Below are 22,297 nucleotides of genomic sequence, written 5' to 3'. Positions count from 1 at the left end.
ATATGGACTTGGAATATTTTAAACAATGGGTATATAAAGAATTTAGAATAAACCTCTCAGCATATAAAGAAACTCAGCTGCATAGAAGGCTTTTAAGTTTAATGTCAAGAGTAGGAGTAAATTCTGTAGAAGAATATATTGATATTTTGAAAAAAGATGCGGATCAAAGGCAAAAGTTTTTAGATTTTATAACGATAAATGTATCGGAATTCTTTAGAAACCCTGAAATATTTTATGATTTAAAAAATAAAATTGGAACAGAACTTTTACCTAATAACAAAAATTTAAAAATTTGGAGTGCCGCATGTTCCGTAGGGGCAGAACCCTACTCCATAGCTATGATACTTGATGAAGTAGCACCAAATGGAAATCACAGCATTTTGGCCACAGACATAGATAGTACTATTCTGCAAAGAGCTCAAAAGGGAGAATATGTAGAATCTGAAATTAAAAATGTTAGTAAAAATGATATTAAAAAATACTTTACTCAAATAGGAGACAAGTATGTAGTAAATAATAAAATAAAAAGTATGGTTAAATTTAAAAAACATGATCTTATTTTAGATAACTATGAATCAAACTTTGATCTTATTGTATGTAGAAACGTAGTTATATATTTTAATTCAGATATAAAGGATGAAATATATAAAAAATTTCATGCTTCTTTAAAAAAAGGAGGACTCCTTTTTGTAGGGGCTACTGAAAGTATATACAATTATAAAGAATTTGGTTTTGAAAAAACTTCAACCTTTATTTATAGAAAGGTATAGGGAGGGTGTAAAATGGATACATCGCAATATATGTCCATGTTCCTTGAAGAGTCTATGGATAACCTTCAAACTTTAAATGAATCACTGCTTCAGCTAGAACAGGGGCCTGAGGATTTAGATAAAGTGAATGAGATATTTAGAGTAGCTCATACTATAAAAGGTATGGCAGCCACCATGGGATTTAATCAAATGGCAGAGCTTACGCACAAAATGGAAGATGTTTTAGCTGAATTTAGAAATGGAGAACTTAAAGTAACAGAAAAAGTAGTAACAGTATTATTTAAATGTCTAGATACTTTAGAACGTATGGTAAATAATATTTCTGAAGACATAGAAGAGGCAGTATTTATAGACGATATAATGAACGAACTTCAACACATTAAAGAAAAAGAAATAGAAGATGAGTTAAGTGAAGAAGTTAATAAAAGCGAAGGTAATAGCGAATTTGCCTTAAACGATAAGTTAAATATAGAGCTAAATGAATATGATATAGATGTAATTAAAGCAGCTATGGAAAAAGGTTATATAGCATATCATATAAAAGTAGTTTTATCTGAAAATACTTTGCTCAAATCTGCAAGAGCATTTTTAATATTTAAAAGTTTAGAAGATGCTGGAGAAGTAATAAAATCTCTTCCTGGTGCTGAAGACATTGAAAATGAAAATTTTGAGTTTGAATTTGATGTGATATATATTTCAAGTAGTAGTCAAGAAGACATATATAATGCTATTATGAGTATATCTGAAGTAAATAATGTAATAATTCAGGAAGTGAATTTACAAAAAGAAAAGGCTAGAAAAATAGAAGAAGATACAAAAGTTTCAGAAGTAGTAAAAGAAAAGGCAATAGAAGTTAAAGATACTAAGGTAAAAGAAAACGTTAAAGAAAATGCAAGTGCTAAAAACAGCGTAAGTAATAATAAGGAAGCAACTCATAAAAAACAGCACCAATCCGTAAGAGTAGATTTAGAAAGACTAGATAAGTTCATGAATATGGTATCGGAGCTTGTAATTCATAGAACTAGACTTGAGCAAATAAGCTTAAATTATAAACTGGTGGAGCTAAATGAGACCTTAGAGCAGGTGGCAAGAACCACCTCTGACCTTCAAGATTTAGTAATGAAGATAAGGATGCTTCCACTGGATGTAGTATTTAATAGGTTCCCTAGAATGATAAGAGATTTATCAGTAGAACTAAATAAGGATATGGAACTTATAATAGAAGGTCAAGATACAGAACTTGATAGAACTGTTATAGATGAAATAGGAGAACCTTTAATCCATCTTATAAGAAATGCAGCTGATCATGGAGTAGAGTCAAGAGAAGAAAGAATTAAAAAGGGTAAAGATCCAGTAGGAAAAATAAAACTTGTAGCATATCAAGAAGGCACTAAAGCAGTTATAAAGGTAGAAGACAATGGTGGGGGAATAAATGTAGACAAGGTAAGGGAAAAGGCTGAAAGAATAGGTGTAAATACTGAAGGAATGTCAGAATATGATATAATAAACCTTATATTCCTTCAAGGATTTAGTACTAATGAAGAGGTAACAGACATATCAGGTAGAGGCGTAGGCATGGATGTGGTTAAGACAAAAATCTCATCACTTGGTGGTACTGTAGAAGTTGTTAGTGAAAAAAATAAGGGCTCAGCATTTATAATAAAACTTCCATTAACGCTTCAAATAATACAGGCTCTTTTAGTGAAGATAGGTACTGAAACCATGGCGATATCTCTAGGATATATAGATAGAGTTATAGACTTTAATGAAAATTTAGTGAAGAGTACAAATAGTAAAGAGGTTATAATATATAATGAAGATGTTATACCACTTATAAGACTTAATAAGAAACTACATTTAAATGAATCCGATAATTCAAAGAAATATATAGTAATTGTAAAAGTAGGAGAAAAGAATGTAGGACTTATGGTGGATAGTCTATTTGGACAGCAAGAAATAGTAATAAAACCTCTAGGTAAAACACTTCATGGTATGAAAGAATATATAGGTGCAACAATACTAGGAGATGGACTTGTAACTCTTATCTTGGATGTAGCAGCCTTAGTTTAAGGAGGAATTTTTATGTCATATAAGGACCTTACACCTTTACAATTAGATGCACTGCGAGAGGTTGGAAATATAGGAGCAGGAAATGCAGCTACAGCATTATCCCAGCTTCTAAATAAAAAAATAGATATGTCTGTACCAGCTATAAATATTATATCTTTTGAAGATATATTTTCAAACTTAAGCGGAGAGGAAATAGTATATGGAGTATTGATAAGAGTGCTTGGAGATGCTCCAGGAAATATTCTACTTGTGCTTAAAAAAAATACAGCTATGCATGTAATAGAAGCATTAACAGGTCAAATGGGAGAAGACATAAACGAAATGGGTGAATCTGTTTTGGCCGAAATAGGTAATATACTTTCTGCAACTTATATGAATGCAATAGGAAGATTCACTAATTTAAGTATAATACCGTCAGTACCAGCACTTACTTATGATATGTTAGGTGCTATATTATCTACTACGTTTATAGAATCCGGGCAATTTGATGAATACGTATTAGATATAGAAACTGCATTTATAGAGGGAGAATCAGAAATAAATGCACACTTTTATTATATACCAATGCCGGGTTCATTAGAAAAAATATTAAATACACTAGGAGTAATATAAATTGGAGGGAATATTAAAATGGCTAAAGTATTAATCGTTGATGACGCTGCTTTTATGAGAATGATGATAAAGGATATTTTAGAAAAAAACGGATTTGAAGTAATAGGTGAAGCAAATAATGGTATAAAGGCAGTAGAGCTGTATAAAAAAGAAAGACCAGATGTTGTAACTATGGATATAACCATGCCAGATATGGATGGAATACAAGCTGTAAAAGAAATAAAATCAATGGATCCAGATGCAAAAATAATAATGTGTTCCGCTATGGGACAACAAGGAATGGTTATGGATGCTATAAAAGCAGGAGCAAAGGATTTCATAGTAAAACCATTCCAAGCAGACAGAGTTCTTGAAGCAATAAAAAAGGTTATAGGATAAATAATAGTTAATGGTGAAAAATGAATATTTAATAGTTGTGGATGAAATTCAGCTTTAGCTGAATTTCAACTAAAACTATTGAGCATCAACTGTTAATTGTAACATTGGGGGTGTTTTTACAGTGCAGGTTGTAATATTTACTTTAAGCAATGAACAGTTTGCAGTGGAAACTGCAAGAGTTCAAGGAATAAATGATATGATGGAAATAACGAAGGTTCCTAATGCACCATCATATATAAAAGGACTCATAAATTTAAGAGGGAATGTAATATCGCTTTTAGATATAAATCTTATATTAAATTTACAAAAAATAGACACAACTCAAAATAATATTATAATACTTCATATGGAAGAAGAGTTAGTTGGAATTGTAGTAGATAAAGTAGATGAAGTACTTGAAATAGATGAAGATATTATAGAAAGAGTTGAAGATGAACAAATGGAATTATACGTAAAGGGAGTTATAAATTTCAAAGATAGAATAGTAACTTTAATTGATATAGATAAACTCCTAGCAAACTAGCAGGAAATGAGGGGAGCAAATGGCAGAAGTTTTATCACAAAGTGAAATAGATGCCCTTTTAAATGCCTTGTCTACGGGAGAATTAAATCCCGAGGAAGTAAATAAAGAAGAAGAAAAACAAAAGATAAAACCATATGATTTTAAGAGTCCTCAAAAATTTTCTAAGGATCATATGAGGACATTGGAACTTATACACGATAATTATGCTAGAATAATATCTAATTATTTGACAGCCCAATTAAGAGCAAATGTTAAAGTTAAAATTGAAACAATAGAACAAATAACATATGAAGAATTTATACATTCCATTCCAAATCCAACTATGCTAACAGTATTTAAAATGCCTCCTTTAAGTACCACTATTTTATTTGAAGCAAATCCTCAATTTGTATTTGAAGTAACGGATGTGCTCTTAGGAGGAACAGGACATGGAAAATATAAGGTAAGAGAATTTACAGATATAGATAAAAATATAATAAAAAAAGTAAATGAAGGAATGATATCGAGTTTAAAACTTGCATGGGAAGATGTACTCGAAGTACACCCTGAAATAGAAAGCTTGGAAACCAATCCTGCTTTAAGTCAAACTTTAGCTCCTTCAGAACCTGTAGCACTTATAACATTTTCTGTTGAAATGGGGAAAAACAATACTTTTATAAATATGTGTATTCCATATTTAAGTATTGAAAAGATATTAGATAAATTAATAGTACAGTATTGGTTTCAGGATAATGATGAGGAAATTTTATCTCAATCAAGAGAAAAGATAAGAAAGAGAATGGATATAGTTGAAACCGATGTTTCAATTTTAATTGGAAAAACTGCTATAACCGTAGAAGACTTCTTAAGAATTAGTGTAGGAGATGTGTTAACTTTAAAAGAGCAAACAAATTCAACAGTAACTGTTATGGTAGGTGATGAAGAATATGCCTATGCTAAACCAGGTACTATTGGAAGGAAGATGGGAATACAGATATTAGATATTATAGATAAGGATGTGGAAAAAGATGAGTAACGACTTTCTTTCACAAGAAGAAATAAATGCACTGTTAAATGGGGAATTAAGTAATCTTCCAGATGAAAGTGATTCTACTAAAGAAAGTAATAATGAAGAAGCGGGTAATATATTTACAGAAGTAGAAAAGGATATTTTAGGGGAAATAGGAAACATATCCATGGGATCTGCATCTACTGCATTATCTCAAATATTGAATCAAAAGGTGAATATAACAACTCCTGTAGTTAGTTTAACTACATTAGAGGAGCTTAAAACTACTTTTGAAGTTCCTAACTTGGCTTTAGAAGTTAAATTCACAAGTGGCATTACTGGAGAAAACCTACTCCTTATGAAGATTACAGATACTTATGTAATTGCTAATCTTATGATGGGTGGGAGTGGCGTTATAGAAAAACAAAATACAGAACTTTCAGAATTAGAGCTTAGCGCTGTATCAGAAGCTATGAATCAAATGATAGGTTCTGCAGCTACTTCTATGGCAACTATGTTTTCAAGGGAAGTAAATATATCTCCACCTGAATCAAAGTTATGGGAAAACTTTGCAGAGCCTCTTTCAAATAATATAGAGGAATCAGAGCCCATAGTTAAAATATCTTTTAGATTGACTATAGGAGATCTTGTTGATAGCAGCATAATGCAGCTTTTACCTATTACAACTGCAAAGAAAATAGTATCCATAATGCTTGGACAGGAAGAAACTATAGAACAAAATAAAAAAGAAGAAATTATTATTGAGCATCATAAAGAAGTAGAAACTTCTAGCACTCAAGATAAAACGAATAACAATAATTACAATATGCATCAAGAAAGTACATATACTCAACCTAGTAACTGTGAAGCAGCTATGATGAGTTATGAAAAACCTGTAGAAGTTCATCAGGCTACTTTTCAACCTTTACAAGAGCAGACAAGGCGCGGGGGAGCGCTGCCTAAGAACATTGATCTTATAATGGACGTGCCTTTAGAAGTATCTGTAGTACTTGGAAGGACTAAAATGAATATAAGGGATATTTTAAATTTAGCAACAGGTTCCTTAGTAGAACTAGATAAACTTGCAGAAGAGCCAGTAGAGGTTTTAGTAAATGGTAAACGTGTAGCTTACGGCGAAGTAGTTGTAATAGATGAGAACTTTGGAGTAAGAATTACAAGTATTGTAAGTAATGAAGAAAAGATTAGAAGTCTTGGAAAATAGATAAGAAAGCCTTGTTTTAACAAGGTTTTTTTATTTTTTTAACTAAATAAGTCTACACAGTGTTCGATAATATACATAAGGGTAGGCTAGGACACTTTGGAATCAATTGGGAAAAGTCAAGACAAATATATGTGATATAATTAGCGATGAATAATTGTTTAGAATATAGTAGAATACTAATAAATATCAATTGGTGACCAGCAATTAATAAAAAAAGGAGGGTTCAAAAGTGCGTGTTGGAGGATTGAATAATGCAGGCAAAATTATAAGTCTTTATAATAATAAGAAAAATATAGAAGATAAAGAATTGAAAGGTAAGATTAAGGAAAAAGATTCTATACAAATTTCTTCTTTAGGAAAAAGCCTGAGTGCATATTCTACAAATGGAGAACTCGTAAACTCTTCGCAAAAAGTAGAAAAAATAAAAGAAGAAATATCAAAAGGTATTTATAATAGAGACTCAAAGCTTATAGCTCAAAGTTTAATTGATGAAATAAAAAATTCAATTAAAAAATAATAACTAACAAGTATAGGAAAGTTTACAAAAGTAAACTTTCAATCTATTATCTAGTAATTATTATCTAATTTAAGGAGGAGCTATGAATTTAAAGTCAGTTGTTATAAATGAAAAAATGGCCTTGGAATCACTGCTAGTGAAACTTGAAAAGCAGCATGAATTTGTGGTTAAAAATGACGTATTTAATATGGACAGTATAGTTAGAGATATAAATGACTCATTAAAAGAGATTGCAAAGATTGAAATGGAAAGAAGAAACATAACCAGCGGTGAAGATATGAGCAAAATAGTCGAAGAACTTGGTGACGGGGAGCTTGAAGGTGAATATAGAGAAGTAAAAAAGCTTTTACATGCACTAGAGCTTCAAAAAAGTACAAATGAGCTATTAATAAAGCAAGGTTTAAGATATACAAACAAAATGCTTCAATATATAAACCCAGATAGAAGTGCAAAAACTTATGGAGTCTATGGGAAAATGAGGAAATAAATAATGGTTAATTACTATCTGATGTGAAGGGGGAAAAGAATTGTCAGGATTATTTGGTACTTTAAATATAGGAAAGTCTGGTTTATTTTCAAATCAAAAGGTTATAAACACCATATCTCATAATATAGCAAATGCAGAGACACCAGGGTATTCAAGACAAAGAGCAGAACTTCAAACTACAAGACCTTACACTAATCCATCATTTAATGGCTCTGCAGAAGCAGGACAGGTAGGTACAGGAGTAGAAGTATCTCAAATTACAAGAATAAGAGATACATTTCTTGATTATCAAGTACGTGAAGAACTTGGAATTGATGGATGGTATTCAGGAAGGGATAAATTCTTAAGTGAAATAGAAGGAGTTTTTAATGAACCAAGCGATACGGGTTTATCAAGTCTTATAAGTAAATTTTTCGGTTCATGGCATGAACTTTCAAAGCAAAGTGAAACTTCCAATGCAAGAACTGTAGTAGTTGAGCAATCAAAGGCGCTAACAAATGAGTTGAATCATATATATAATAAAATTGGAAATGTAAAGAAAAATGCTCAAGATCTTATAAAGCAAACGGTATTTGATGCAAATAAAATATTAGACCAAATAGGCCAGTTAAATCAAGGAATAATTCAAGTAAGTGTGGCAAAAAATAATCCTAATGACTTAATGGATAAAAGAGATTTATTATTAGATGAACTTAGCTCAAAATTTGGAATAACCATAGATAAAAAGAGGTTTAATGGAATAAATGTAAGTACAGAGGGTGACACAAATGCTAATACTCCAGGCGGAATAAATTTAATTCAGGATATAAATCCGGATGATGTAGCCCGTCTAGCTTATGTAAGTAATATAGAACCTGTTTTAGGTGCAGATGGAAAGCCTGTTTTAGATGCAGCTGGAGATCCTACATATAATATTGAATATTATAAAAATGGAGACATGACTAGTAATGAAAATAGAGTAGAAATTAAAAACGTAAGTTTATCTAAGGAAAAATTTATGGAGCTGGATCAATGTAGAGTGGTATGGACAGATAAGGAAGGTAATTTACTAGATAGTAATGGACAAACTCAAGACCCTACAGCGGGAAATCCTCCAACATATCCAAATACAGCAAGTATGGTTAAATTTACTCCATCTTCTGGAGGGCTTAAGGGGTATATGTCTGTACAACAGGATGTAGATAAGTATGTAGATCAGTTAAATAAATTAGCTAAGTCTATAGCGTATTCTGTAAATGCAATACATGGACAAACAGATGATGCAGCTTCAGATACTTGTCTTTTCTTTGTAAATAAAGATAATCCTACTGGGGCTGGAGAAGCAGAAATTACCGCAGGAAATATAAGCATTAATAAGGAAATAATGGATAACGTTATGCTTATAAAAACAGGAAAAGACGGCGGCGGAGAAAATGACGGAACAAGAGCAATAGAAATTGCTCAGCTTATGGATAAACTTATGGAAGTTCAAAAGATAACAGAGAATACAGATAGGAAAAGCTTTATAAGGGATTTATGTGGTGGACTACTACCACCAAATGATTATGGAATACAAACTATAAATGGTAAAACTAGCGGAATGAAGGTAAATAATTATTTTAAAGATGTAGTGGATGCATTGGGTGTACAAACTCAGCAGGCAAAAAGAGTGGTTCAAAACCAATTTATACGTTTGCAAAGTTTCGAAGAATCAAGAGCATCTGTATCAGGAGTATTATTAGATGAAGAAATGGCAAATTTAGTACAATATCAGCATTCCTACCAAGCAAACTCAAAAATAATAGCAACAGTTGATGAATTACTTGATGTTGTAATTAATGGCTTAAAGCGATAATAAAAAATTAACAGTTATTATAAACAAGTCAGGAGGAATATAAAGTGCGTGTAACAAACAAAATGCTTTCTAATAATTTTTTATATGACATGCAGAATAATTTACAAAACTTAAAGACACTTCAAGGCCAGCTTAGCTCAGGTAAGGAAATTAGAAGACCTTCAGATGATCCTTTTAAGGCAGCAAGGGCTATGCAGATGCATACTGATATAAGTTCAAATAAGCAGTATAACGAAAATATAAAAGACACTATAAATTGGCTTGATCAAACAGACACAGGATTAAAGCAATTAGGTAGCCAATTTCAAAGAATAAGAGAACTTATGGTTTCATCCGGTAATGCTACTTATGGAAGTGATGAAAGACAAAAGATAAAGGATGAGATTAACGGAGTTATAAGCAATATATCTCAAACATTAAATTCAAGTTTTGATGGGAAATACGTATTTGGTGGAACTAGAGGAACCTCAAAACCTGTAGGAATAAAAGAAGAAGGAAATAATAATATTATAACTTATAAAGCTGCAGATGGTTCAAATTTAACTGTTCCTGAAGATATTATGAAAGAAAGACTCGTTACAGAAATATCTCAAGGAGTTACAGTTGAATATAATGTTACAGCTACAGAAATTTTACAATTTAACGATGGAAAAGGAAATCCTCAAGATGTAATAAGTATATTGGAAAGCAAACTAAAACATCTAGATGGGAAAATTAAAAAATCTGATGGCAGTGGTTGGGAAGAAAATATATCTGGTGCTAATGAGGCATTAACCGGACAAGACTTAGCGGATATGGATGCAGTAATAGGTAACATATTAAAACTTCGTTCTCAAGTAGGAGCGAAAATGAATGCTATGAAAAGTGCTAAGGAACAGAACCTAGACGAAAACTTAAATCTTACTGATATACTTTCTCAAACTGAGGACATAGATATAACTGAAAAAACTATGCAATTTGCTACAGCACAAACAGTTTATATAGCAGCTCTTCAAACTAGTGCTAAGGTACTACAACCAACACTTATGGACTACTTAAGATAGGAAGAGGGATTTTTATGAAGCTTATTACCAAGTATCATGGTGCAGTTGAATATAACAAAGAAGATGTAATTGTATTTAAAAAAGGACTTCCTGGATTTGAAAGCTTGAAAAAGTTTATATTGGTTCCTTTTGAAGATAATAATTTATTTAGTATACTCGTGTCTGTGGAAGATATGGAAGTTGGAATTCCTGTAGTATCTCCTTTTGGTGTAGATGAAAGTTATGAGTTTAAACTATCAAATGAAAAGATAAATGAATTAAGTGTTAATTCTCCTGAGGATATATTGGTTTTAAATACCGTTACTTTAAATAGTAATGTAGAAAATATCACAATTAACATGAAGGCTCCAATAGTGGTAAATATAAAAGAGAAAATTGGGGAACAAATAATACTAGATAATGAAAAATACAAAATAAAAGAACCCTTTTTTAAGGAGGAAAGTTCATGTTAGTAGTATCTAGAAAAAAAGGAGAGTCCATATTAATAGGAGATAATATAGAAATAACTATCGCAAAAATAGATGACGGTTCCGTAAAAATTGCCATATCTGCACCTAAAGAAGTTACAATACTCAGAAAAGAACTATATAATGAAGTGCAAAACGAAAACAAACAAGCTGCGAAAATTGATATGTCAATACTTAAAAACCTTAAAGGAAAATAAAATCAATATAAGGGGTGTCTAAAGCATGGATGTTAAAGTGTTAAGTCAAGGAAGACAAATGGATTTTGACATAAGCTTAAAAAGCTCAGATGCAGGAAATGCAAATAAAAATACTAATCATCAGGAAATAAAAAGCAACTTAGAAAAAGAAATCAACTTATCAGATGTGGAAAAGGCAGCGGAAAAATTAAACAAGCTCTTTGAGGATAAAAATACTCATGTGGAGTATGAACTTTATGGTAGATCTAAAAGTATGACTATAAAGATAGTTAATAATACTACAAGAGAGATAATAAAGGAAGTTCCTCCAAAAAAACTTATTGATATGGTGGACAAGCTTTGTGAACTAGCTGGACTATTCATGGACGAAAAGGCCTAAATGGAATATAAGCTCAATAAAATAGATTTAGATGTTCGTCAAAGAATTGAAGACACTGTTAGAGAGGGAGTTGTCCATAGAAAAGATGAAATATCAATAAAAAAAGATGGAGAAAATCCAGAAGAAAAAAGCAAGAATAATTTTTCAAAGAGTTTAAAAAAGGTAAAAGATGAACAAAAAAGAGATAAGGATAATAAGAAAAATAAAAAAGAAAATAAAATTTCAGTTGAAGCAGTAAAAATGAAAGTGGTGAATGTAGAAGCTTCTATAGATAATAAAGACAAAGAAAGTTTAATTTCAGGAAGATTTTTAGATACTAAGAGATAATTAGGTAGCTTATAAGTGGGAGGACTATATATGTATGGAAATAGTGCATATAATGCATATAAAACAAATAGTGTAAATTTTGCTTCAAAGGATCAACTACTCTTAATGCTTGTAGATGGAGCAGTAAAGTTTGCAAAGATAGGAAGGCAAGCTATACTTGATAAAGATGTAAAAAAGGCTCATGAAAATATAACAAAAACCCAAGATGTTTTTTACGAGTTAATGGCTACATTGGATGTGGAGCAGGCTGGAGAATGGGGACATAATCTAATGAGTATTTATGACTTTATTGTTAGAAAATTAACTGAAGCTAATATAAAGAAAGATATAGCTATAATGGATGAAATTATTCCACTAATAGAAGAAGTTCGAAATACATGGTATGAAGCTGATAAATTATCTAGAAGAAGCAAATAAATTTGGAGGCGATTAAATGAATACTATAAATAATAATAGTAATATGAATAGGATAACAGGAATGGCCACAGGTATGGATACGGATGCTATGGTAAAAGCTATGACTGCAAATTATCAAGTTAAAATTGATAGAATGAATCAGGATAAACAAATTACACAATGGAAACAGGAGTTTTATAGGGAGATTATAAAGGATATAAAGGGATTACAGGATTATTTTGATCCTATTTCAGATAAATATATCATGTCTGCAAATAAATTTAATCCTATGAAAGTTACCAATAGTAATGAAGGTGCCATTGGAATTAACGCAGACTCTACAGCTCAAAAAGGTACTTACAAAATAAACGTAACTCAATTGGCTAAGCCAGCGGTAGTAGAAGGAACAGAATTGAGTGGAACTGTTAAATTGGATACTAAGTTACCTGCAGCAGATCCTAGTATTATTGGTGATGTTATTTTTAATATTAATGGTAAACAGATACAGATTACAACTAATGGAGATACTACTGTTAAAGGGTTAATTGATGGAATTAATACTAAAATTAATGAAGATGCAGACTTAAAAGGAAAGGTACAAGCATCCTTTGATGAACTTTCAAAGAAATTAGTTTTTAGTACAACCGCTACTGGAGATACTGATCCTAGTAATCCAGAGTTAAAGGTTAATGGCTCAGTTTTAGGGTTCAATGGATTGAAAGAAGCATCAGGCACAAATGCAAATTTTAAAATCACATATCCTGATGGTAGAGAAGTGACAGTAACAGATCAAAACACTAACAAATTTTCTGCCAATGGCATTACTTATGATTTAAAGGCTGCAGGTACTGGTGATATAACTTTTAGCATAGATAAAAATAATACAGATGAAGTAGTTAAAAAATTGAAGACTTTTCTTGGGGATTATAATAAAATAGTTGAAAAAATAGAAGGCAAATTAACTGAAAAGACACAGTTTACTTATAAGCCTTTAACAGATGAACAAAAGAAAGATATGAAGGAAGATGACATAAAAAAATGGGAAGAAAAGGCTAAGCAAGGCATCTTAAAAAATGATGATTATCTTGAGCAATTAATGTCAAATTTAAGAGGTACTATCTTTGACACAGTATATACAGATAAAGCTGCAGATCAAAAAAACGGATTATGCATGGGTAAATATGGAGAAGGTGCAATAGGATTAGACACCTCTAGAGAGTTTAAAGAAAGAGGACAAATATTTATTAAGGATGAAGAAAAATTAAAAAAGGCTATTGAAAATAATATAGAAGATTTAACTAAATTTTTTATTGGAAAGTCAAGTACAATAAATGATCCTGATAAATATATAGGAACAGATACTTATTATGAAGACGGATTATTTACAAGAATGGATAAAATCATTAGACAATATGCAGGTGATCCTGGTATAGGTAAGGATGGTATGTCTACTTTAAAAGGATCATTAAATATATATGCTAATAAGCAATATGATTATAGTATTACTGGAGCTACTAGCAAAAATACTATGCCAGATAAAATATACGCTAAAGTCCTTAGTATTGGTGATCTAGAGAAAAAAATGTCAAAAGCACAAGAGAGATATTATGCTAAGTTTGCAAGATTAGAGACAGCTATGAATAAATTAAATTCTCAAATGAATTCAATGAACTCTCAATTTGGTATGAAGGGTTAAAATGAGATTATGGATTAATAAAAGGGGATATTATGGATTTAGATAATTTTATAAAGGAATATCAAACAATTTCTCTTCAAATTAAGGAAAGCTTAGATAATGATAACTTAGACTCTTTGGATATGTTAGTAGAACAAAGAGAAAAAGTTATAAAGAATATAGATATAGCCAATTTTGATATAGAAGAATTAAAAGAGGTATATGAAAAATGTGGAATTTTCAAATTAGATAAATTAATACTTGAAGAAATAAAGTTACAGAAAAATCAATTAAGAAAAAAAATATTTGAAGTTGAAAATGGGAAAAAGGTTGCTAAAGGGTACAATAATTTAAATACTAAGGCTGTATTTTTAACTAAAGAAATATAATTTAAGTTATGTAAAATAAATATTATATAAATATTAATAAAAAATATAAAAAAACCTATAAAGATAAAAAATAATGACACGATATTATTAGTGTAATTAATATTAATGATAAAAAATATAGTTAACTAGTTAGCTAGCCAATAGGCTTTCTATAAATAAATTAATAGTGAACAAGGAAGTTCACTTAAAACTCAAGGAGGAAGAAAAAATGATAATTAATCACAACATGAATGCTATGAATTCACACAGAAACATGGGAATGAACATTGGAAATGCTGGTAAGTCAATGGAAAAATTAAGCTCAGGTTTAAGAATAAACAGAGCAGGAGATGACGCTGCAGGATTAGCAATTTCTGAAAAAATGAGAGGACAAATCAGAGGACTTGATCAAGCTTCAAGAAACTCACAGGATGCTATATCACTTATCCAGACAGCAGAAGGTTCATTAAATGAAACTCACTCAATTCTTCAGAGAATGAGAGAACTTGCAGTACAATCAAGAAATGATACAAATGTAACTCAAGATAGAACTGCTTTAAATAATGAATTCGCACAGTTACAAGAAGAAATAACAAGAATAGGTAACCAAACAGAATTCAATACTCAAAAATTATTAGATGGAACATTTAGTGGAAAAACATTCCAAATAGGTGCTAATGATGGACAGACTTTAGCCTTAACAGTAGCAACAATGACAGCAACAGGAATTGGTGTAGATGCAGCAGTTGCTAGTATTTCAACAGGATCATCTGCAAGTGCTGCTATAGCAACTATTAATAGTGGAATAAACAAAGTTTCAGGAGAGAGATCAAAACTTGGAGCATTACAGAATAGATTAGAGCACACAATCACAAACTTAAATACATCATCAGAAAACTTACAAGCATCAGAATCAAGAATTAGAGACGTAGATATGGCTAAAGAAATGATGAACTTTAGCAAGAACAACATATTACAACAAGCTGCACAAGCAATGCTTGCACAGGCTAACCAAGCTCCACAAGGAGTTCTTCAGTTATTAAGATAATTAGAAACATAAATTAATTTTGAAAAAGACAGGACTTAATGTTAAGTTCTGTCTTTTCTTGCTTTTAAGATTAAAGAAATTTCATGTAAATACGATAGTATTATTAGTTAATTTAAATGCGGAAATCTCGGAGGGCAAAATGAATCTAACAACTGAATATATATTGAAAAATTTAGCACTAGATAATAAAAAAGAATATCCTGTTGAAAAAAGTAAAGACAATAAAAATGTTATAAGAATATGTAAAGATGAAAAGCAAATATATATAGGGAGTAAATACTCTGTTAATAGAGATATAGATAAATTATTGGAAGAACTAAAAGATATAAACAATGAAACTATAATTATAATTTTTGGTCTAGGAACAGGAGAACATATATTAAAGATTTTGGAAAATACAAAATACAATAAAATAGTCATTTTTGAACCGGATTTGTCCATAATTAAAACTTTTATAAATACAAAATATTCTAAAGATATTTTAGAAAGTGAAAGATTTGTTTTGGTAAATTATACTGCAGAGAAATGTAGAGAAGTATTAGATAATATAGTAACAGAAACTGAAGCTAATAATGTAAGAATCTTAAGTTATGCTAATTATAATCAAATTTTCAATGAGGAGTTTGAGGAGTTTTTTAAGGTATGCATTGATATAATTCAAAAATGTATAGTTAATATAGGCACAGAAATATATTTCTCTAAAAAAATGATAGAGGTATACTTAAGTAATATAAAAAATCTTATAAGTGGTAAGCCTATAAACTGCTATAAAAATGTAGCTAAAAATGTTCCAGCAGTAGTAGTTTCTGCAGGACCTTCCTTAAGTAAAAATATACATAAATTAAAAGCTGCTCAAGATGAGTTCATTATAATATGTGGAGCTAGAACCCTAAAGCCGCTTTTAGATATAGGGGTCACGCCTGATTATGTTTGTATAATAGATCCCGATGATATAAGTTTTGATTTTATAAAAGAATGCGAAAATCATAGTGCAACTATGATTTATTGTGAAGTATCTAATTTTAAAACAGTAGATTCCTACAAGGGACATAAGGCTATATTTAAAGAGTCTAGTGTTTTTGGTAATTTAACGTATAAATTAACAGAAAATAATATAGACGGTTTATGGCATGGTGGCTGCGTAGCTCATATTTGCATGAGCTTTGCTAGATATTTGGGGTGTAATACTATTATATTTATAGGCCAGGATTTAGCTTATACTAACAATAAACAACATGATGATAAAGCAGATTTTGATGGTAGTAATAACAAAAAAATAGAAGAGGAAAATAATAATATTTATGTAGAAGATATACACGGAGGAAAAGTTTTAACAAGTAGAGTGCTAAATTTTTATAGGAAAAATTTTGAGGAATATATTAGTAGAGTTTCTGATATAGAGTTTGTAAATGCTACCGAAGGTGGAGCAAATATAAAGGGTACAAAGATAATGACTTTAGAGGAATCTGTGAACAATTATGGTAAAGGTGTAAAAAAAGATGTTCCTACTTTAGGAGATTTTAAAGGATTTAACAAAGAGATAATAATAGATAATCTAGAAAATATATATAGTGATCTGAAAAATATAGATAAATCATGTGAAAAATATTTGAATAATATAAAGGATATTTTGAAGAAAAATGCTAAGTTTAATACTAAGATAATTAAGTTATTAAATAGAATAAAAGTTAATAATAAAAAAATACAAGAAATAGAAATCTTAAATTCTCTTATAAATCCTACATTAAATAGCATAGTATCTAATCCTGAATATAGAGAAAATGAAAAAGATACAGATGAAGAAAAGATAAAAAAAATAATGGAGCAAACAAAAATAATTTACAATGAAGTAGTAGAGGGGATTAAATATTTAAATCCAATGTTAGACAAATTAATAGATGAATTAAAGGAAGGAGAAAAAAATGAGTAAGGAAAAATTAGAAGTCTTAAATACAGCTAAAGATTATATGATTAATTTAAATAATGCAATAGTAAGAGCTGCAGAATATTTACAAAATGGTGATTATTTTAATGGTACTGATTTAATTATAAGTATTACAGATGGATTAGAATGGATAGTTCAGCTTGTAACTTTAAGAAAAGATATATATGAAGAGGATATGGAAGTCAACAAATTTACAGATAATGTTAAAGAGGTAGTAGAAGCTTTTGAAAATGAGGACTATGTTTTAATAGGAGATTTATTACAGTATGAAATTAGTCCAATAGTTGAAGAGTATTATGATAAAACATTATTATTGTTAGAAGGTTCAAATAAAGACAATTTATAAAATTAAGAAATTTTTAAAATTATAAAACGATATTATACCAATTAGAATAATTAGTAACAAATTTTATATAAAGGATGATGTTATGATAAATAATATAGAAAAAATATTAGCATATCCTTACTACTCAATAAAAAAATCATTAAAATTATTAGATAAAGGTGCGAAAGGGATAATATTAGTAGTAGATGAGGAAAGAAAATTAATAGGTACTATAACAGATGGAGATATAAGGCGTGCTATACTAGATGGAATGTCATTAGAGGAAAAAATAGAAGCAATCATGCATAGAAATCCTATAAAGGTTAAGCAGGGAGCTTCGATAGAAGAAATAAAAGATGTTTTAATAAAAAATGCAATAAAAGAACTTCCAATAGTTGACGAAAGTATTAGAGTTATAGACATGATAACAATAAACGATATACTTTTGCCACAAGGGAAAGAAAATCCTGTTATAATAATGGCAGGAGGACTTGGTACAAGACTTAAGGATTTAACAAAAGAAATTCCTAAACCCATGCTTAGAATAGGAAAGGATCCTATACTTCAACATATTATTAATAATTTTAAGCAATATGGATATAATAGAATGTTTATATCTGTAAATTATAAAGCTGAAATTATAGAAAATTATTTTCAAGATGGTTATGCCTATGGAGTTAAGATAGAATATATAAAAGAGCATAAACGTCTTGGTACTGCAGGAGGTATAAAACTTGCAGGGGGTTTCATAAAAAAGTCTTTCTTTGTGATTAATGGAGATATTTTTACTAATTTAAACTTAGAAAATATGATGAATTTTCATATAAATAATGATTTTGACATTACGGTAGGTACAAGAAAACATTCTTTTCAAATTCCATATGGTGTAGTTAAAACAGAGGAAAATTTTATAAAAGGAATGGATGAAAAACCTACCATGGAATATTTGATAAATGCAGGGGTTTATTGTCTAAATCCTAGAGTTATAAATTTAATTCCTGAAGACCAATATTTTGAAATAACAGATTTAATAGATATTTGCATTAAAAAGGGATTAAGGGTAGGAAGTTATGAAATAAAAGATTATTGGATGGATATCGGTAGGATTGAGGATTATAATAAAGTTAATAAGGATATTTACGATTTAATCTCTGTAGATAAAAGTATAGATAGTAAATGTGATTAAGTATAAATTAATAATTAGTAACTATAATTGTAATGCGTAGTTATTAATATTAAATATTTAAATGAAAAGGTTTTTGCTATATATATTATGCAAGAGATTAAATATATGCACTTTAAAATAAATAAAAAAACAAATTGGAGTTGAGAACATGATACCTTTATGCATACCAGAAATTAGAGGAAATGAGTGGAAATACATAAAAGATTGTTTAGATACAAATTGGGTGTCTTCTGTAGGAGCTTATGTAAATAAATTTGAAGATGATTTTCAAAAATATATGAATTCAAAAAAAGCAGTAGTTACAATGAATGGTACTACAGCACTAGAACTTGCTCTTAGAACGTTAGGTATAGGAATTGGTGATGAGGTTATAGTATCTTCACTAACTTTTATATCTCCAGTGAATACCATCAAATATGTTGGAGCGGAACCAGTATTTGTAGATGTTTGTAGGGATACTTGGGTAATGGATGCGGATAAAATAGAGGAAATAATAACACCGAAAACAAAAGCAATTTTACCTGTGCATATTTATGGTCATCCAGCAGATATGGATAAAATTATGCAAATAGCAAAAAAGTACAACCTTTATGTAATAGAAGATGCTACTGAAAGCTTAGGTTCTTTATACAAAGGAAAAGCCGCTGGTACTATAGGGCATATAGGATGCTATTCTTTTAACGGCAATAAACTAATAACCACTGGTGCTGGTGGCATGCTTGTAACTGATGATGAAAAATTAGGTGAAAAAGCAAAATATCTATCAACTCAGACAAAAACAGTTTTAGAAAATGGTGGCTTTTATCATGAAGAAATAGGATATAATTTTAGAATGCCTAATTTACTTGCTGCTATGGGCTGTGCTCAGCTGGAGAATGTAGAAGAATATATAAAAATTAAAAGAGAAAATGCAAAGTTATATAATAGTTTGTTGAAAGATGAAAGAGGTATAACTTTACCTTCAGAAAAAGAAGATGTAAGAAATGTTTATTGGCTATATTCTATTTTAGTGGAGAGTGATTATCATTTTACTAGAGATCAGCTTATATTTAAACTAAAAGAAAATGGAATACAGGCAAGACCATTTTTTATGGCAGTACATGAAATGCCCCCTTATAGACAATGTAGATGTGGGGATATGAATATTACTAATGAGTTAGCTCTTAAAGGAATAAATCTTCCGAGTTCCTTGGGATTACGAGAAGATGATATTGAAACTATTTGTAAAATCATAAAGCAGCAATAGATTATTTCAAAATTAATCAGCTAAAAGGAGGCTAAGTAATGTCAAAAGTATTAGTTACAGGTTCTGATGGATTCATCGGTAGCCATTTAGTTGAGCAACTTATCAAAGATGGCAACAAAGTAAAAGCATTTGTTTTTTATAACTCATTTAATTCATGGGGATGGTTAGATACCTTACCTAAGGATATATTAAATGAAATTGAAGTATTTACCGGAGATATAAGGGATCCCAATGGTGTAAGAGAAGCAATAAAGGGAGTAGATGATATATATCATCTTGCAGCACTAATAGCAATTCCTTTTAGTTATCATTCCCCAGATGCATATGTTGATACAAACATAAAGGGGACATTGAATGTACTCCAAGCAGCAAGGGATTTAGAAACTAAACGAATTCTTGTTACTTCTACATCAGAAGTATATGGAACAGCTAAATATGTTCCGATAGATGAAAATCATCCTTATCAAGGACAATCGCCATATTCTGCTACTAAAATCGGGGCGGATAGGCTAGCAGAATCTTTTTACAGAAGCTTTAATATGCCAATTACTATAGTTAGACCATTTAATACTTATGGTCCACGTCAGTCAGCTAGAGCGGTAATTCCGACTATTATTTCACAATTGCTTGCTGGACAGGAAGAAATTAAGCTTGGGTCTTTGACACCAACTAGAGATTTTAATTATGTTATAGATACAGCGAATGGTTTTATTGAAATAGGGAAATCTGATAAAACTATTGGTGAGGAAATTAATATAGCAACACAAAAAGAGATATCAATAGGTGAACTTGCAGAAGAATTAATAAGACAAATTAATCCTAATGCTAGGATTATATGTGAGGATCAAAGAATAAGGCCAACAAAAAGTGAAGTAAATAGATTACTTGGATGTAATGAAAAAATTAAAAAATTAACAAAATGGAAAGCTCAATATACTTTTGAAGAAGGAATAGAACAAACTATTGAGTTTTTTAAACATAACTTAAATAGGTATAAAACAGATATTTATAATATATAGTTAGGAGAAATTTTATTATGAAATACTGCAAAAAATGTGGAATGCCAAATACTAGGCCAGGAATCAAATTTAATGAGGGTGGAATCTGTTCTGCATGTCAGTCTTTTGAACATAGAAAAGAAATTGATTGGAAACAACGATATAAAGAATTGGAAAAATTATGTGAAAAATATAGAGGAATGAATGGAACTTCATATGATTGTGCAATAGCAGTTAGTGGTGGTAAGGATAGCCATTATCAAGTTTATCTTATGAAAGAAGTTATGAAAATGAATCCTATACTTTTTAGTGTAGAGGATAATTTTAAGATGACTGAAGCTGGTAAACATAATATAAAAAATATATCAGAAGAATTTGGATGTAATATTATTAGCTTAAAGCCTGATATTAAAACACAAAAAAAATTAATGAGGTATACATTTGAGAAATATGGTAAACCTACATGGTTTATTGATAGATTGATATATACATTTCCTATGCAGATGGCTTTGAAATTTAATACTCCTCTTTTAGTTTATGGAGAAAATGTTAGTTATGAATATGGTGGCTTAGATTATAAGGAAACTTATTCAGCAAGAAATCAAATTAATAATGGAGTAGCATCAGATATAGATATTAATGAACTTTTACAAATTGAAGGGATAACTGAACAAGCTTTAGATATGACAAAAGCTCCTTCTAAAGAAGAATTAAATAAGTTGGATCCAATGTATGTTTCTTATTTTCTTCCTTGGAATAGTTATAAAAACTATCAATTTGCTAAATCAAGAGGATTCCATGATTTAACACATGAGTGGAATAGAACTCATCATATAGAGAACTTTGATCAGATTGATACTAGGACATATTTATTGCATTCATGGTTAAAGTATCCTAAATTTGGCCATGCATCTGCTACTGATTATGCAGCACGTTTCGTAAGGTATGGCTTATTAAAAAGGGATGAAGCCATTCAACTTATTAAAGAGCATGATAGTAAATTAGATCCTAAATGTATACAAGATTTCATAGAATTTGCGGGATATTCTGAATCTGAATTTTGGAAAATAATTGATAATTTTTACAACAGAGAACTTTTTGAAAAAAATTCTTATGGAGAGTGGGTATTAAAGAATCCTATATGGAATGAAAAATAAGAATGTGATTGAAAAGTGAGTAAATTTATATATACCTATTAATGTTCCTAAGTTAATTTGACTAATTTATACACAATACTTTAATTAGCCTAATGCAGCTTGAATTTGATGAAATAGATAGAAGAAATGAGGCAAAGAT

At 30.0% G+C, this 22,297-nt stretch carries 25 protein-coding genes; all 25 read left to right on the top strand.

What is annotated here, in order from left to right; all coding sequences use genetic code 11:
* The first annotated feature begins 2 nt into the window (after window positions 1–2).
* The gene (locus CRN98_RS02825; RefSeq protein ID WP_097025910.1) at window positions 3–770 is read left to right on the top strand and encodes a CheR family methyltransferase; all 768 of its coding nucleotides are present in this window, start codon (window positions 3–5) and stop codon (window positions 768–770) included.
* Window positions 771–782: 12 nt separating this feature from the next.
* On the top strand, window positions 783–2,840 hold the full coding sequence (locus CRN98_RS02820; RefSeq protein ID WP_097025909.1) for a chemotaxis protein CheA: 2,058 nt from the start codon (window positions 783–785) through the stop codon (window positions 2,838–2,840).
* A gap of 12 nt (window positions 2,841–2,852) precedes the next feature.
* Window positions 2,853–3,452, top strand: coding sequence for a chemotaxis protein CheC (locus tag CRN98_RS02815; RefSeq protein WP_097025908.1), 600 nt, complete (start codon window positions 2,853–2,855; stop codon window positions 3,450–3,452).
* A gap of 18 nt (window positions 3,453–3,470) precedes the next feature.
* Window positions 3,471–3,830 (top strand): response regulator, encoded by a 360-nt coding sequence (locus CRN98_RS02810; protein WP_097025907.1) that lies wholly within the window; start codon window positions 3,471–3,473, stop codon window positions 3,828–3,830.
* A gap of 121 nt (window positions 3,831–3,951) precedes the next feature.
* A complete protein-coding gene (locus CRN98_RS02805; RefSeq protein ID WP_097025906.1) occupies window positions 3,952–4,353 on the top strand; it encodes a chemotaxis protein CheW in 402 nt (133 codons plus the stop codon).
* 19 nt (window positions 4,354–4,372) lie between these two features.
* A complete protein-coding gene (gene fliM, locus CRN98_RS02800; RefSeq protein ID WP_097025905.1) occupies window positions 4,373–5,368 on the top strand; it encodes a flagellar motor switch protein FliM in 996 nt (331 codons plus the stop codon).
* Window positions 5,361–6,563 (top strand): flagellar motor switch phosphatase FliY, encoded by a 1,203-nt coding sequence (gene fliY, locus CRN98_RS02795; protein WP_097025904.1) that lies wholly within the window; start codon window positions 5,361–5,363, stop codon window positions 6,561–6,563. Before fliM ends, fliY begins: the two co-directional genes overlap by 8 nt.
* A 229-nt stretch (window positions 6,564–6,792) precedes the next feature.
* Window positions 6,793–7,080: a flagellar biosynthesis anti-sigma factor FlgM gene (locus CRN98_RS02790; RefSeq protein ID WP_097025903.1), complete on the top strand. Its 288-nt coding sequence runs from the start codon at window positions 6,793–6,795 to the stop codon at window positions 7,078–7,080.
* A gap of 82 nt (window positions 7,081–7,162) precedes the next feature.
* Window positions 7,163–7,567, top strand: a complete 405-nt coding sequence (locus CRN98_RS02785) for a flagellar protein FlgN (protein ID WP_097025902.1) — start codon at window positions 7,163–7,165, stop codon at window positions 7,565–7,567.
* A gap of 40 nt (window positions 7,568–7,607) precedes the next feature.
* A complete protein-coding gene (gene flgK, locus CRN98_RS02780; RefSeq protein ID WP_097025901.1) occupies window positions 7,608–9,401 on the top strand; it encodes a flagellar hook-associated protein FlgK in 1,794 nt (597 codons plus the stop codon).
* A 44-nt stretch (window positions 9,402–9,445) separates the two neighbouring features.
* Window positions 9,446–10,444 (top strand): flagellar hook-associated protein FlgL, encoded by a 999-nt coding sequence (gene flgL, locus CRN98_RS02775; protein WP_097025900.1) that lies wholly within the window; start codon window positions 9,446–9,448, stop codon window positions 10,442–10,444.
* Window positions 10,445–10,458: 14 nt separating this feature from the next.
* On the top strand, window positions 10,459–10,896 hold the full coding sequence (gene fliW, locus CRN98_RS02770) for a flagellar assembly protein FliW (RefSeq protein WP_097025899.1): 438 nt from the start codon (window positions 10,459–10,461) through the stop codon (window positions 10,894–10,896).
* Window positions 10,890–11,108, top strand: coding sequence for a carbon storage regulator CsrA (gene csrA / locus CRN98_RS02765; protein WP_097025898.1), 219 nt, complete (start codon window positions 10,890–10,892; stop codon window positions 11,106–11,108). The genes fliW and csrA overlap by 7 nt, the downstream gene beginning before the upstream one ends.
* A 25-nt stretch (window positions 11,109–11,133) precedes the next feature.
* Window positions 11,134–11,487, top strand: coding sequence for a flagellar protein FlaG (locus tag CRN98_RS02760; RefSeq protein ID WP_097025897.1), 354 nt, complete (start codon window positions 11,134–11,136; stop codon window positions 11,485–11,487).
* Window positions 11,488–11,814: a hypothetical protein gene (locus tag CRN98_RS02755; RefSeq protein ID WP_097025896.1), complete on the top strand. Its 327-nt coding sequence runs from the start codon at window positions 11,488–11,490 to the stop codon at window positions 11,812–11,814.
* A gap of 30 nt (window positions 11,815–11,844) precedes the next feature.
* Entirely contained in the window at window positions 11,845–12,231 is a 387-nt protein-coding gene (gene fliS / locus CRN98_RS02750) for a flagellar export chaperone FliS (RefSeq protein WP_097025895.1), read from the top strand.
* Between the two features lie 16 nt (window positions 12,232–12,247).
* Window positions 12,248–13,906 carry a flagellar filament capping protein FliD gene (fliD, locus tag CRN98_RS02745; RefSeq protein ID WP_097025894.1) on the top strand — a complete coding sequence of 553 codons (1,659 nt, stop codon included), beginning with the start codon at window positions 12,248–12,250 and terminating at the stop codon, window positions 13,904–13,906.
* 32 nt (window positions 13,907–13,938) lie between these two features.
* The gene (fliT, locus tag CRN98_RS02740; protein ID WP_097025893.1) at window positions 13,939–14,274 is read left to right on the top strand and encodes a flagellar protein FliT; all 336 of its coding nucleotides are present in this window, start codon (window positions 13,939–13,941) and stop codon (window positions 14,272–14,274) included.
* Between the two features lie 208 nt (window positions 14,275–14,482).
* On the top strand, window positions 14,483–15,301 hold the full coding sequence (locus tag CRN98_RS02735) for a flagellin N-terminal helical domain-containing protein (RefSeq protein ID WP_097025892.1): 819 nt from the start codon (window positions 14,483–14,485) through the stop codon (window positions 15,299–15,301).
* Window positions 15,302–15,440: 139 nt separating this feature from the next.
* On the top strand, window positions 15,441–17,231 hold the full coding sequence (locus CRN98_RS02730; protein WP_097025891.1) for a motility associated factor glycosyltransferase family protein: 1,791 nt from the start codon (window positions 15,441–15,443) through the stop codon (window positions 17,229–17,231).
* Window positions 17,224–17,592 carry a DUF8042 domain-containing protein gene (locus tag CRN98_RS02725; protein ID WP_097025890.1) on the top strand — a complete coding sequence of 123 codons (369 nt, stop codon included), beginning with the start codon at window positions 17,224–17,226 and terminating at the stop codon, window positions 17,590–17,592. The genes CRN98_RS02730 and CRN98_RS02725 overlap by 8 nt, the downstream gene beginning before the upstream one ends.
* Before the next feature lie 82 nt (window positions 17,593–17,674).
* Window positions 17,675–18,757, top strand: coding sequence for a nucleotidyltransferase family protein (locus tag CRN98_RS02720; protein WP_097025889.1), 1,083 nt, complete (start codon window positions 17,675–17,677; stop codon window positions 18,755–18,757).
* 148 nt (window positions 18,758–18,905) lie between these two features.
* Window positions 18,906–20,003, top strand: a complete 1,098-nt coding sequence (locus CRN98_RS02715) for a LegC family aminotransferase (RefSeq protein ID WP_097025888.1) — start codon at window positions 18,906–18,908, stop codon at window positions 20,001–20,003.
* Between the two features lie 38 nt (window positions 20,004–20,041).
* The gene (locus CRN98_RS02710; RefSeq protein ID WP_097025887.1) at window positions 20,042–21,022 is read left to right on the top strand and encodes an NAD-dependent 4,6-dehydratase LegB; all 981 of its coding nucleotides are present in this window, start codon (window positions 20,042–20,044) and stop codon (window positions 21,020–21,022) included.
* A 17-nt stretch (window positions 21,023–21,039) separates the two neighbouring features.
* Window positions 21,040–22,158, top strand: a complete 1,119-nt coding sequence (locus CRN98_RS02705; RefSeq protein WP_097025886.1) for an N-acetyl sugar amidotransferase — start codon at window positions 21,040–21,042, stop codon at window positions 22,156–22,158.
* The last annotated feature ends 139 nt before the right edge of the window (window positions 22,159–22,297 follow it).

Origin of the sequence: Clostridium peptidivorans, from assembly GCF_900205925.1 — a bacterium.
Taxonomy (GTDB): Bacteria; Bacillota; Clostridia; order Clostridiales; family Clostridiaceae; genus Clostridium_AK; species Clostridium_AK peptidivorans.
The sequence above is the reverse complement of the archived record's forward strand: the minus strand, read 5'-3'. Positions and strand labels throughout refer to the sequence as shown.